Source organism: Leuconostoc suionicum (genome assembly GCF_001891125.1).
GTDB classification, from domain to species: domain Bacteria; phylum Bacillota; class Bacilli; order Lactobacillales; family Lactobacillaceae; genus Leuconostoc; species Leuconostoc suionicum.
The window spans coordinates 366567-380299 of the sequence record NZ_CP015247.1 but is presented as its reverse complement, the minus strand read 5'-3'; the positions used below and the strand labels follow the sequence as shown (position 1 = coordinate 380299).

The window sequence follows — 13733 nt, the reverse complement described above, 5'->3', positions numbered from 1 at the left end:
ATTTCTGTGGAAGGTAATAAATGAACATGAGCTCTAATCAAAAATATTTAAAGTTACTCCGCGATTTAGTTGCACTACCCAGTGTTTCGGCAACTCATCGCTGTTTACCCGAAGCAGCTCAACTTTTGGCGACAACTTTTCGTGAATTAGGTGCTCAAGTAACCTATGATGATACCTATTTTGCACCATTCGTATTAGCTCAATTTAGGAGCAGTGTCCCTGATGCTCAGACGCTAGTTATCTATAATCACTATGATGTGCAGCCAGTAGAACCAATATCATTGTGGCAAACAGATCCTTGGACACTTTCTGAACATGACGGTAAATTATATGGACGCGGAACTGATGATGACAAAGGAAATATCACTGCCCGCTTGACAGCTATCGAAGAATACTTAGCTGAACACGAAGGTCACTTACCAGTAAATATCACTTTTATTATTGAAGGTTCTGAAGAATCATCCTCTCAGCACTTGGATGAATACTTAAGTAAGTATCAAGATCAATTATTCGCAGATTTAGTTATTTGGGAATCAGGCGGAAAAAACGTGCATGATGTGGTGGAAATTTTTGGTGGTAACAAAGGTATCGTAACATTCAATATTGATGTACAAACAGCAAAGAGCGATCTTCATTCATCTTTAGCTGGTGTCGTAGATTCTGCTGCTTGGCGTTTGACCCAAGCTTTAGCAACCCTATTTGATAGCGAAGGTCACATTGCTGTCCCAGGATTTTATGACGATGTGGCCACCCCTAATCAACGCGAAAAAGACCTGGTTAGAAATCTTCCTACAACAAGAGACACATTGATTCAACAACATGGTCTAACTTCGCCACTTTTAAGTGATAAAACTGGCGATGACCTAAAAGAAACATTATATTTTCAACCAACATTAAATATAGAAGGTATTCAGAGTGGTTATTTAGGTGAAGGTGTCAAAACCGTTTTGCCTGCTGTTGCCTCTGCTAAACTTGAAGCACGTTTAGTTCCTAATATGGATCCTGACAAAACCCTGCAACAAATTAAACAGCATTTCCAAAATGAAGGATTTTCTGATATCGTGGTAACCAAGACGTTAGGTCAACCAGGATATCGTAGTGACATGTCGGATCCAGAAATTTTGCGTGTTATTGATATCACTGAAAAGTATTATCATCAGCATCCAGTTATTATGCCAACGTCTCCAGGTACTGGCCCAATGTATTACATTCACGAAGCATTGAACGCACCCATAGCTAGCTTGGGTGTAGGATATGCTCATACATTAGACCATGCACCCAATGAAAATATCCGATTAACAGATTATAATCAACATATTGCTGTAATCAAAGAACTAATTAGGAGTTATGAAAAATGACAGAATCAATCATTGAACTAAAAAATATCGATGTCACTTTCCATCAAAAAAAGCGCACCATAGAAGCTGTCAAAAATGTTTCCATCAATATTGAACGTGGTGATGTTTACGGTATCGTGGGCTATTCTGGTGCTGGAAAGTCAACACTTGTACGCGTGATTAACTTGCTACAAGAACCAACTAGTGGTTCCGTAACCGTTAATGGAGAAACTTTTTTTCAGGCTGATAGTCAGGATGCTAAAAAAACACGCATTGGCACAAACGACTTACGTGTTCGCCGTCGAAAGATTGGAATGATTTTCCAACATTTCAACTTATTAAATGAACGAACAGTCACAGAAAATGTTGCCTTCGCATTGCAACACAGTAAATTAAAAGACGATGAAAAGAATGCTAAAGTAGCTGAGCTACTCGAATTAGTTGATCTATCTGATCGTGCAGAACAATACCCTTCACAACTTTCTGGTGGTCAAAAACAACGTGTTGCTATCGCTCGTGCGTTAGCCAATGATCCCGAAATTTTAATTTCTGATGAAGCAACTTCCGCATTGGATCCTAGAACAACGAACCAAATTTTGGCCCTATTAAAAAAGCTAAACCAGGAATTTGGTTTAACAATTGTATTGATCACACACGAGATGCAAGCCGTCAAGGAAATTGCAAATAAAGTAGCTGTGATGCAAAATGGCGAAATTATTGAACGTGGCTCACTTCTGGAGATATTTGCCCAGCCAAAGCAACAGTTGACACGAGAATTCATTGAAACAGCTACAAATATTGATAAGGCCATTGAAACAATTAGGCACGAACCGCTAGTGAATGAGTTAAAAGAAGGCGAAATTTTTGCTCGTTTATCATATGTTGGTGAAACAACTGATGAACCATTAATTGCTAGCTTGTTCCGTGATTTCAATGTTACGGCAAACATTCTGTATGGTAATATCGAAGTCTTGCAGGATACACCAGTTGGATCTTTGCTAGTTATTTTGTCAGGTGAACCAACGCAAGTGCAAACAGCCCTATCTACATTACATGATCATCATGTTGAAGTCACAATTCTTAAAGGAGGCAACTAATTATGAGCCAATGGTTTACAAATACATTTCCTAACGTTGTTTATCAAGGTTGGAGCGGCGATACTGGTTGGTGGACATCTATTGTTCAAACAATCTACATGACATTCTGGTCAGCTATCTTTGGTGGTATTCTTGGTCTAATTTTTGGTCTAGGATTAATTATTACTGCACCCAGCGGTATTGCACCGAACAAAGCTTCATTTTGGATTTTTGATAAGGTTGTGTCCCTTTTCCGTGCTATTCCATTTATTATTTTGCTGGCCTTTATCGCACCATTTACAAAGCTCCTCATTGGTACCCAAATTGGTACCACAGCTGCTTTAGTGCCATTATCATTGGGTGTATTCCCTTTCTATGCTCGTCAAATACAGGTAGCCTTGAGCGAAGTTGACAGTGGAATTGTTGAAGCTGCGCAGTCGGTGGGTTCGTCCTTTTGGGATATTGTCTTTGGCGTTTATTTACGGGAAGGCCTTTCGGAAATCATTCGTGTATCAACTGTGACCTTAATTAGTCTGATTGGTTTGACTGCCATGGCTGGTGCCATCGGTGCTGGTGGTTTAGGTAATATGGCCATCTCATACGGATACAATCGTTTTGCAACCGACACAACTTTGGTGGCTACACTACTTGTCTTAATCTTGGTGTTAACTGTCCAAGTTACCGGTGACTTCTTGGCTAAGAAGTTTAATCATAAATAAAAAAGATGGTTGATCTATGATCAACCATCTTTTTATCTTGTTAAAGTAAATTCGAAACGCTCACCCACATAATATGATCGTACATATTCAAACGGCGTATCATGTTGATCATATGAGACCTGTCTTACAGATAAAATTGGATCACCTCTTTTTATCTGTAATAATTCCGACAATCTTTCATTTGCTAACGTGGCCGTAATTGTTTGTTCAGCATGTCCAGGGTATACCCCCGCTGATGCTAAGGTGGCGTACAATGATTCTGTCAATGCGCCACGAGTGAATGACTCAATTAATTGGACTGGCAAAGTTGTACGTTCTAGTAAAATAGGTTCATCATCCCCCAAACGTAAACGCTCCATGATCAATACTTTATCTGTGCTGTCCAGTTGCAAATGCTCAATTTCTGAAGCGGATGGTGTCGTAGTCTTATAGCTAACCGTCACCGTATGTGGCGTTCGACCTGTAGCTGCCATTAATTCTGTAAAACTAGTAACACCCAGGGCACGTTCAGAGACCTTCTGTTCAGCGACGTAAGTGCCTGATCCGACTTTACGTTCTAATATGCCTTCGTCAACCAATGTTTGAACTGCTTGGCGTAATGTCATACGCGACACGTTAAATTCAAGTGCCAAATCTCTTTCAGCAGGTAAACGTTCTTGTGATTGCCACTCACCAGCTTCGATACGTGACAGTATTTGATTATGAATTTCAATATATCGAGGTTTAGCCATTGTTTTACCGTGCAAAACGGCGACCAAGTGAATACGTCGCCTCTAAATGCAATTCCTTGTTAAAAATGTTAAAGTCAGCATCCTTACCTTCGGATAAGTTGCCTTTTTGGGTTAGCCCAAACTCACGTGCTTGGTTAACTGAACTCATTTGCACTGCATCATTAATATCAGCACTTGTGAATTTTTGGATGTTGGTGAACGCATCATCATAAGCCAGTACAGAACCAGCCAAGTGACCATTATCTAAGCGCGCTTGCTTATCTTTAACAGTAACTTTTTGTCCGCCAAGTTCAGATATACCATTTCCTAATCCTTCAGCTCTCATTGAATCAGTTACTAATTCTAATTTGTGAGCACCTTTGATTCTAAAAGCTAATTGTAACATGTCAGGTACAATATGAAAACCATCGGCGATTAATTCACCAGTAATTGCGCCCTCTAGCATACCATGTCCCGTGACGCCAGGTTCACGATGTTGTAATGGCCTTTGGGCATTATACAAATGAGTAATATGTGTTGCACGCGAGTGTACCAATTGTGCTCGTGTCGCGTTAGAATGTCCAATTGATGGAATAATGTTATGCTGTAGCATAAATTCTTCGAAATCAGGAATACCACCGTTTTCTGGCGCATAGGTCACTAACCGAATACGTTCGCCAGAAAGTGCATACCATTTTTTCAAAAGTTCTGTGTTGGGATCAATAATATATTCTTCTGGTTGTGCACCCATAAAGGCTTTGTTAATAAAAGGCCCTTCTAGATGAATTCCCTGAATAACCGGATTAGTTTTGGCAACTTGATCAATGGTTTTCAAAGCACGTTCAATATTTTCTGGTGATTGTGTAATTGTTGTTGGGAATAATGATGTAATTCCTTCCGTAACCATCGTATTAATCATGATGTTTAACTTTTCGGGATCACCATCCATCGTGTCTAATCCATAACCGCCATGTTTATGAACATCAATGAACCCTGGAACAATTATCTTTCCTGAGGCCTCATTTAGCAATTCGTCATCAGCTTTTTCCCTGAAGTCAATCATGTAACCGACTTCCTCAACCGTATCTGTAAAACGCATGAAGGCATCTTCCATATGTTGATACCCTGTGTAAAGATCAATATTTTTAATTAGTTTTGCCATAATATTTCGTACGCGAAGCGAAGTCACCTCGCAGCACATTCCTCCTAAATCTTGCCTCTACAACGATAATAATGAAGTCTATAATTACAGTATAATTGGTCTAGACCTATTATGCAAATTTAACTACAAAAAAATAACGCCTAAGCGTTATCTTGGTTTGGTAGAACAGAATCAACTCTACCGGTCGCATACTTGTGCGCAACCTTAGATGCTGCAGCTGCGGCCAGTGCGCCCACAATATCATCTGCAAACGTCGTGACCGCTTCAGAAGTTTTTCCTTTACGATCTAATTCGCCAACAAGGCCAACTTTTGTTTTATCAATATAACCATAGTTTGTGACACCAATTGTATCAAAGGACATTGCAATTGCTGTACCGATAGTCTCATCAACGCCAAAAAGCCCATCATCATTTTCAACCAAATCTTGCAATGGAGCTTCCAGCAAATGAGCTTCCGCCAAACGATCAAGTTCTAAACCAACCCACACCTGGTGCTGAACAACTCGCTTATGTAAGATGCTTTCAACTGCATCTTCTACTTGTTCAATTGTTAATCCTTCGACATACGATTGCTCATTGTTGAAGGCTATTCGCGCGATATCTGAAATCGTAATATGATGCGCAGCCAACTTTGCGACTGTGTTTTCATATGTTGCATATTGCATAGTATTCCCCCTTAAAGTATTTTAACCAGTATAACGAATTTATCTCCTAATTTCCACTTGCAAATTGATAACAAATTCTGTAAAATATATAAAGTAATTGCCCCTTGGCCAAGCGGTAAGGCGGTGGCTTCTGGTGCCACTACGCGCTGGTTCGAATCCAGCAGGGGCAATAATTTTAAAAGGTGAACGACTTAATGTCGTTCACCTTTTTTCTTTTATGAAACAATGATTCGTTGCAGTCTCGGTGCAAAATCATTCATTAACGCCACAATACTACTTTGTGTATGCTCAGCCAAATCCTGCATCGTGATACTTTGGTCACCAACACGCCCAATTAAGGTCACCGTAGTGCCAACTGCAACTGGATTAGCAACAAAAATCATTGACTGATCCATGGCTACGCCCCCAACAATATGACCAATTTGTCCATCCGCAACCAGAGCACGCATGCCACTCCCATTGAATGGATAACCGTCAGAATGTCCAATTGGAATAGTAATCAAATACCCATCATTTGGTGCATGATATTCTGCCCCATACCCAACCGCATCACCCTTTTTTAGCGGCTTGCTGTTAACAACCTTAGCTTTCAATGATAAAGCTGGTATCAACTCGAATGGCATCGACATTATTGGCACAGAACCGTTAATGCCAAATAATCCAATACCCAAACGAACAATATCCGTATTAATTTTTTCGGGATACCAAGTAGCAATACCTGTATTCGCAAAATGCTTTTCAATTGGTTCTGCTGGTAAATCATGTGTCAAGCGCTGCCATTCAGAAATTTGAAAATCCACATAGTCAACATTTGGTGTATCTGCAGTAGCAAAATGTGTCCACATACTTTGAAAAATGAGTGTATCTTGCGCTGATAACTCTTGAATTGCTGCTACTAAATCTTCACGACTTTTGAAACCAATACGGTTTAAGCCTGTGTCAACGGGTAAAGATACCTTTAATGTTAATCCTGTACCAACTAACTGTTCGGCTGCTGCTTTTATTGATTCTTTGGTACTAAAAGCTAACGTAATATTACGTTCAGCAGCCAATCGCGCATAGCGTGAATCTGTTAATCCGAGTACATCAATTGGTTGCACATACCCCAAATCACGTAATGTCAAAGCTTCATCGAGCATGGCCATGCCAAAACGGGTAGCCCCAGCTGTAATACTCAAAGCGGCCATCTCGGGCAATCCATGCGAAAAAGCATTAGCTTTCAATACAGCCATGATCTCTTTGGCATGCGCGTTCTCTTTAATCACTTTTAAATTATGCACAACTGCTGATTGAGACAACTCAATTACAGCATGTCGATGTGGTGCATTATAGTTCATTCATTTTCACACTTTCATTTTATAAATAATTTCTCATGTAATTCTTTTAATTATACAATAACACAAGAATTTTATAAAACTGTATGTTGATACATGTTCGTTCCTAATTTTTTATAAGGAACTGAACGATTGAATTAGTATGTTGGCAACTTCCGTTATTTCAATCTTTTCACGATCAAATTCAAGCCATTCCCCGTATACGTTCCACAAGCCGCCAACCCCATACCTTGTTGTATGCGCTTTCTTATTACTACTTTGCTCTCCTATCGCTTTGTTGTCAGATAAACGTCAAAAGAAAACATATTGAAAACAAAAAAGCATAATCAACACTACGGTGACTATGCTTTTTTTGTTTTTGGGTTCAACTTAAAACCATAAAAAGTGTTCCCCTTAAAAGTTTGTTTCGCCATTTTTCCAACAGCCGTGTAGGATTTGCCACGTTTAGACTTGGCTGGAAAACTGACTTCTGCCCCAGCTAGTAGTTTTTGCAATTCTTCATCTGTAAAAATGTGTCCACTCCATTCGCGAGCAAAGGTAATTTCCTGTCCTCGCCACATACCGGTCATCTTTTCAGATATTTTACGTGGCTTTTTTACGCTTGGGTTAGGTTTGCCAAGTAATGTTTCAAGCGCTTGCGCATTGTCTAACATAATCGGCATATCGTGTTCAACTACTTTCGTCACTGAATCTAGTACTTGCGACATCGTCATTTCAAAGCGACCAACCTGATCCATCATTTCAAATAAACGCTTTGTGATTTTTGGCGAAGCAATCCATGTATCTTTTACCATGATAGCAGATACATTCCCCGTTTCTGTCAAACCTAGTTTGCCACGCTTTTCAGTTAACATGGCTTTGGTGCCACGGGACATTTCAGACAGTGTTGACACGCGCGTTGCACCAGTACCAACGTTATGCTTTTCTAAAAAAGCCATAATCCATTTGGTTGTTGGTGCTTGTGGCTTTGGATTCGCACCTTCATGTAAATATGGCGTTGCTTGCGGACCCAATTGACCATCAGTTGACTCCTCCTCTTCCCCTGCTTCCACCTTAATGGCTTTTTGTGAGTCATAGACTAACTTAAAGTTTAGCTTAATTGGTATGTTGAAGGCTGTCTTAAATTCCGGATAATCTTTCAAATTAGCTGTAACATGGTCATAAACGTAATCTTCTGCTAACATCGCCAAATAGTTTTTAGCCAAAACTTCATAAATTGCTGGTCCACTAGGGCCAAATTTTGCTAAAGCCTGCATAGTTTGTGGCACATTCTCACCTGGACGATTGGCACCGTGCGCCCCTTGTGACTTAACATGCGTTTTTCGTGGTGAACGGTGGGTTAGTAAATTTTTATCGACACCAACAACGCTCGCAATCTGATCAATTAATGGCAATAACTCATTAAATTGTTCTGGTGTTACTGTCTTATCTTCTGTACGCGGATAAGACACGATTTGTGCTTCGTACATTTTTTGATAGGTACTTAATACTTCTTTAGAGGAAAAACCACGAGGCGCCAATATAGAAGCCAATCCTGCCAAATCTAACAACTTACCGGGTGCTTGTGTACGTGTTTGGTGTTTTTCATTAATAACTTCAGTTTCATGATAATTGTTGAAATCGAATTTTGCTTGTTCTTTTGTTGCAAAACGCCAAGGAACTACCTCTCCCTGCGGTGTAACTCGTCCAAAAATATGCTCCGCAGGATCTTTAAACTTCACTTCAAAATAGGGCGTTTTAACATAATTCTTAATAGCTTCCAGTTGTTGATAAATACGCCAAACAATAACAGATTTCAACCGACCCTCACGTGCAACAACTTTAAAACCTGCTTTTTTAGCAGCAGTAGTTGCAATTCGCGTAAGTTGCATGGACGCAAAATCCCAGCGGTTACGACTTTCACCTTTGACATACTCCCCATCCGCCATTTTATCGGAAACATTTCGTAATTGGTGCATGGCTTTTTGAATGCCTGATGATGATTCATCCATAAAATTGGCACGTAATACTTGACCACGCCAGCCGATTGCATCTAATGCTTCCCAAGCGAGTAGTTCCCCTTCTCCGGACGGGTCAGTATCTGTTGCAATCACAATCGCATCATACCCTATTTTAGATTCTTTTTTCAATTCATCAATCAGTTTTTTGGTTGACTCAATCTTTCCAGTGCGCATGTTACGTTGACGAATATAAGTCCGTGCCCAAGAAAAATCTTCTAAGTTCCATGGTAAATGTTTGACCAACCAAGATTTATATTGCTTTTTTAAATCTTCAGCCACCATCTCTTCAGGATCTTTTAAGGTCATAACATGACCACGTAAATTTGTAATTTTATATGTAAAATCACCAAAAACTCCTGTTTTTCCACCTAGCGCTTTTGTAAAGTTAGCTGCCGCTGAAGGCTTTTCAGTTAAAATGAGGTAGTTTGGCATAAGTAATGTTTTTTAATCTTTCTTAAAGTTGATTTATTCTATTTTAACAGATTACAAGTTAATCCGCGAAGACGGTCAACTAGAAAATTAAACCATGAATGTATAGCCAATATAAAAAGTAATTCAACATCTCATTAATTTGTTGAATCACTTTTTTTCGGCTTATTTTTTTGCAATTGTTCATTAATACGGCGCGCATTATCTCTGCCTTGTTTCCTGAAGTAGATAAAAATAATGACATAAGTAATCACAAATGTTGGTATATTAGTAAACGTAATCACTGCACTTCCAAACGTTAACCAAATGAAAAAGCCATATGTCAACATTTCCAATATGAAATGGCTAATGAGCTGTGTAATAAAAGTTATCTTATCATATTCAAAGATCAGGGATAATAAGCCCATAATCGCACTCATGGTCATTAACAAGCTGAATTGTCTCATTGATGGTGTTCCATGATTTAAGGTAAACGATAATAGGGAGATAAATGATCCAATGCCAATACCAATAAATAGATATACAATTGCTTCTTTAAAATGCTTCATCTTCTGCGCTCCCTTCTAATCTTGTTAGAATGCCTTTGATAAACCGTCTTGATACGGTTACTCGAGACTGATTGGTCAAAAAAGCGTAATAATTACCAGAAAACGCAGATTCCATCTTCGACAAATAAGATAAGTTCATTACTTCTGATTTGGAAATTTGCACGAAATCAGATTTTTGATTTTCTTCCAAAAACCTTTTCAACGTTTTTCTGGTTGTGATTTTGTGATTGTTTTTGAGTGTAAAAGTTAAATCATTTCCATAACTTTCAACTAAAATAATATCTTCTTTATCTACAACACGAATATTGTCAGCTGTTTTGATAGCAATTTGCCGTGAAGGTGTGTTTCTAGATTTAAGATACTGCGCAATATCAGCTAATTGCTCAATATCACTACCTGAAATAACAACTTGAATATCTTTCAATTTATCATCAATATTGATGCTTATTTCCATTTTTATTTCTCACAATCACTTTCAAAATCACACCCAGAATACCTAATAAAATAAGTAGGTATAGACCTATTTTACCAGATATATAATCAGTGTCATTAAGATGATTAGTATAATTGGTGACAAATAATTTGATTGGCAAATAATCTCCTAACTTACCAACATCCATATTACCCATAATTCCCGAAATAATCATGATAGCAAAATAGCTAATCATGGAAATACCATAGACACGGGAAAATTTCTTTAAAGTCGTTGTCAGGATAAAAACAATGATGAAATATACAGCTGTATTTAATATTTGAAATATTGCCATTTGACCTATGATTACTGCATTTGGCAGAGGCAAATTAAAATGTAATAGAAAAATCCACGAGTAGATAATGCTTGATAATAGAACAAACACCGTTAATGCTATAAATTTGTGTAAGGCTTGTGAAACACGTGAGTAACCGAAAAGTTCGGCACGCAATGTAAAGCCTTGCTCGACTTCTTGTGAAAATAATGAACTAAAACCAACAAATACCATCGAAAGCGGTATCGTACAAAAGAAGCTCAAGTAAATTTGGTTCAAAGCTTGCGGTACGTTAGCATAGCTATTGCCAAACACTAATGCCATCATTGGTGCAAATGCAAATCCAAAAAATAACGTAATGATATTGCCTAATAAATTTTGAAATTCAAAGACTAACTTCCTTTTTTTAATCATGACCGCTGCCCCTTCATAACTTCCGTATAAACTAATTCAATATCGCTTTGTGTCCGCCTAAAGTCATCCCCGTTATCAATCAGTCGACGTGCGACCTTGTATTCATCTTCTGGTTGTTGGACTTTGATGCTTTTTTCAGTACGATTGTCTACTATAAAAGCCGAATACCCGATATACTGCTTAAACAAATTTTGGGGCTCATCAAAAGCTTTCACTTGGCCATCATGAATAACTAGAAGTTTATCAGCTAACGCTTCAATTTCTTGTGCGTAATGCGTGACCATCAAAACGGTTGTTTGATGTTGCTTAAAATAGATTTTCAATTGACTAATTAGTGCTTGTCGACTTTCAAAATCAAGTCCCGTCGTCATTTCATCTAAAAATAATAATTCTGGTTCTTGATAAAGTACCATAATCAAGCTCATTCGCTGTTTTTGTCCACCAGATAAGTTTTTAAAATGAAGTGATAGTTGGGAACTAAAATCAAAAAAATCAATTAACTCAGCTAATTTTTTATCTCGCTTAATACGCGTGTTCAGCATACCTTCTATCATTTTTTGATTTGTCATCGTATCAACATAGTGCTGCCCTTGCATTAAGATACCAACATCATTGGTATCAATTCTCACCTGCCCCTTAAAAGGAATTAACCCGAGACAGCTATTAACTAACGTCGATTTCCCTGACCCAGATTTACCCATTACCCCTATAATCTCACCCTTATTGATGGATAGTTTTGGCACTGTCAAGGCAACTTTTCTGCCATAAGATACGCTTAAATTTTTTATGTTTAACATATATTATCACCCTCCTAATATTGGCTTTATTGTAGCAATGTAGGACATAAAAAAACCGCTTTTGTGATAAGCGGTTGAATATGAGTATTGAAAAAACATTGTGGCTATTTTTACTTATATAAATGCCAATACAATAAAATTAATTAAAAAGAAAGCTGACACGATTAACAATACTGGTGATACTTCCTTAAACTTACCTAAGGCAAATTTTACGACGATAAAGAAGATGAAACCGGCAGCAATACCATAAGAAATTGAATAACTGAAAGCCATAAATACTGAGGTAAAGAATGCAGGAATGGCAACTTCTAACGATTCCCATGAAATTTTCTTAAACTCGCCCATCATCATAATACCCACTAAAATAAGTAATGGTGATGTAGCGGCTGTTGGTACAACACCAACCAACGGTGCAAATAATATCATTAAAGCAAATCCAATCGCTGTTACAATGTTTGCCAAACCAGTCCTAGCTCCGGCAGCAACACCAGATGCTGATTCAATAAAAGTTGTTGTATTTGAAGTACCAACGATACCAGCGAAAGCAGTTGTAAATGTATCAACAACCAATGCTCGATCCATCTTGGAATTAAAGCCATCACTAGATTCAAATGTCTTTTGGTCTTGCTTTGAAAAGATACCAGTTTGATTACCAATACCAATTAAAGTACCAATAGCATCAAATAATCCCGTAAGGCCCATAGCAAAAATCGTAATTAACGACAATGAGGCATTATGCCAGTTATTAAATAAACTTCCCATCCCCTGTGCGCCTAATGACTGACCAAAAACATGCCCTAATTCGCCAAATGCATGACTCACAGATGTTCCAGCACCAATATGAATATTAGTTACGCCCATCGGAATACCAATTAAAGTGGTCACTATCAATGATATCAGAAAAGCACCTGGTATCTTTCGCATAACTAATACAATCAAGATAATCAAACCAATTAATGCTAATACAGTACTAGCACTATTGAACTTTGTTAACTCTGGTGTCACACTACCATTAGCCAAGATACTATTTAATGCACCATGTACTTCACCTGTGAAAGGCTTGTCATTTAACGTTATGATGTTACCTGGATCAACAATAAAGTTGATAAAACCGGCATTTTTCAAGCCAATATAAGTAACAAACAACCCAATACCACCACCAATAGCTGCTTTTAGTTCCGTTGGAATACCCTTAACGATGGCGCGACGGCCATGTGTCAACGTAATCACAATATCTACTAAACCAACTAAAAACACAATAGCCAATGCTTGTTGCCAAGTAAATCCAAAACCAAATACGATGGTATATGTAAAGTAGGCTTGCATACCAATACCTGGTGCTAATGCAAACGGTACATTAGCAAATAAACCCATAAATAATGTACCAAAAACCGCCACAATAATAGCTGCTAAAAACACAGCTTGTGTAGGTATACCTGTTTGTCCCAAGATTTGTGGATTTAAAAAGAAAATATATGCCATTGATACAAACGTTGTAATTCCTGCAACAATTTCACGACGTACAGTCGTTTTATTCTCTTTTAATTGAAATAATTTCTCCATTATTTTCTCCTATACAATGATGTAACTTGTTAGCCTGTCTGTATGAATTATTAATGGAAAATAAAAAATTGACGCACTAATGGCTATCAATTCAATAAAGTGTCTATGATAGTTCCAGCATAGGTGCTGGCTAGAAACAATCGACCATTATTCGATACTATATCAGCTAAATTTCACATAGAATAGTCTAGCATTGATATTCAAAGATAACAAGCGTTTGAACTTAATTACTA

13 protein-coding genes and 1 tRNA gene are annotated in these 13733 nt (G+C 38.0%); 4 read left to right on the top strand and 10 right to left on the bottom strand.

What is annotated here, in order from left to right; translation table 11 throughout:
* The first annotated feature begins 20 nt into the window (after positions 1-20).
* The 3 genes from A6B45_RS02120 to A6B45_RS02110 are packed head-to-tail and all read left to right on the top strand — an operon-like array spanning position 21 to position 3132.
* Positions 21-1358 carry a M20/M25/M40 family metallo-hydrolase gene (locus tag A6B45_RS02120; RefSeq protein ID WP_081371154.1) on the top strand — a complete coding sequence of 446 codons (1338 nt, stop codon included), beginning with the start codon at positions 21-23 and terminating at the stop codon, positions 1356-1358.
* Positions 1355-2434: a methionine ABC transporter ATP-binding protein gene (locus A6B45_RS02115; protein ID WP_072613125.1), complete on the top strand. Its 1080-nt coding sequence runs from the start codon at positions 1355-1357 to the stop codon at positions 2432-2434. Before A6B45_RS02120 ends, A6B45_RS02115 begins: the two co-directional genes overlap by 4 nt.
* Positions 2435-2436: 2 nt before the next feature.
* Positions 2437-3132, top strand: coding sequence for a methionine ABC transporter permease (locus A6B45_RS02110; RefSeq protein ID WP_072613124.1), 696 nt, complete (start codon positions 2437-2439; stop codon positions 3130-3132).
* A gap of 32 nt (positions 3133-3164) precedes the next feature.
* Here A6B45_RS02110 and A6B45_RS02105 read toward each other — a convergent pair whose 3' ends face one another.
* The 3 genes from A6B45_RS02105 to A6B45_RS02095 all read right to left on the bottom strand — a co-directional run bounded on the left by A6B45_RS02105 (position 3165) and on the right by A6B45_RS02095 (position 5669).
* Complete coding sequence (locus tag A6B45_RS02105; RefSeq protein ID WP_072614460.1) at positions 3165-3863, bottom strand: GntR family transcriptional regulator; 699 nt, start codon at positions 3861-3863, stop codon at positions 3165-3167.
* A 4-nt stretch (positions 3864-3867) separates the two neighbouring features.
* Positions 3868-5004 carry an N-acetylglucosamine-6-phosphate deacetylase gene (gene nagA / locus A6B45_RS02100; protein ID WP_072613123.1) on the bottom strand — a complete coding sequence of 379 codons (1137 nt, stop codon included), beginning with the start codon at positions 5002-5004 and terminating at the stop codon, positions 3868-3870.
* A gap of 140 nt (positions 5005-5144) precedes the next feature.
* Entirely contained in the window at positions 5145-5669 is a 525-nt protein-coding gene (locus tag A6B45_RS02095; protein WP_004164692.1) for a phosphatidylglycerophosphatase A family protein, read from the bottom strand.
* Positions 5670-5767: 98 nt separating this feature from the next.
* Here A6B45_RS02095 and A6B45_RS02090 point away from each other — a divergent pair.
* A tRNA-Gln gene (locus A6B45_RS02090) sits at positions 5768-5839 on the top strand.
* A 45-nt stretch (positions 5840-5884) separates the two neighbouring features.
* Here A6B45_RS02090 and alr read toward each other — a convergent pair.
* From alr to A6B45_RS02050, 7 genes are all read right to left on the bottom strand, one after another.
* Positions 5885-7006: an alanine racemase gene (alr, locus tag A6B45_RS02085; protein ID WP_072613122.1), complete on the bottom strand. Its 1122-nt coding sequence runs from the start codon at positions 7004-7006 to the stop codon at positions 5885-5887.
* A 338-nt stretch (positions 7007-7344) separates the two neighbouring features.
* Complete coding sequence (locus tag A6B45_RS02075) at positions 7345-9435, bottom strand: DNA topoisomerase (RefSeq protein WP_072613121.1); 2091 nt, start codon at positions 9433-9435, stop codon at positions 7345-7347.
* 134 nt (positions 9436-9569) lie between these two features.
* The gene (locus A6B45_RS02070; RefSeq protein ID WP_072613120.1) at positions 9570-9980 is read right to left on the bottom strand and encodes a DUF3021 domain-containing protein; all 411 of its coding nucleotides are present in this window, start codon (positions 9978-9980) and stop codon (positions 9570-9572) included.
* Positions 9967-10434, bottom strand: a complete 468-nt coding sequence (locus A6B45_RS02065) for a LytTR family DNA-binding domain-containing protein (RefSeq protein ID WP_072613119.1) — start codon at positions 10432-10434, stop codon at positions 9967-9969. Before A6B45_RS02065 ends, A6B45_RS02070 begins: the two co-directional genes overlap by 14 nt.
* Complete coding sequence (locus tag A6B45_RS02060) at positions 10412-11140, bottom strand: hypothetical protein (protein ID WP_072613118.1); 729 nt, start codon at positions 11138-11140, stop codon at positions 10412-10414. Before A6B45_RS02060 ends, A6B45_RS02065 begins: the two co-directional genes overlap by 23 nt.
* Positions 11137-11937: an ATP-binding cassette domain-containing protein gene (locus A6B45_RS02055; protein WP_072613117.1), complete on the bottom strand. Its 801-nt coding sequence runs from the start codon at positions 11935-11937 to the stop codon at positions 11137-11139. Before A6B45_RS02055 ends, A6B45_RS02060 begins: the two co-directional genes overlap by 4 nt.
* A gap of 114 nt (positions 11938-12051) precedes the next feature.
* Complete coding sequence (locus A6B45_RS02050) at positions 12052-13500, bottom strand: NCS2 family permease (protein ID WP_072613116.1); 1449 nt, start codon at positions 13498-13500, stop codon at positions 12052-12054.
* Positions 13501-13733: the final 233 nt, after the last annotated feature.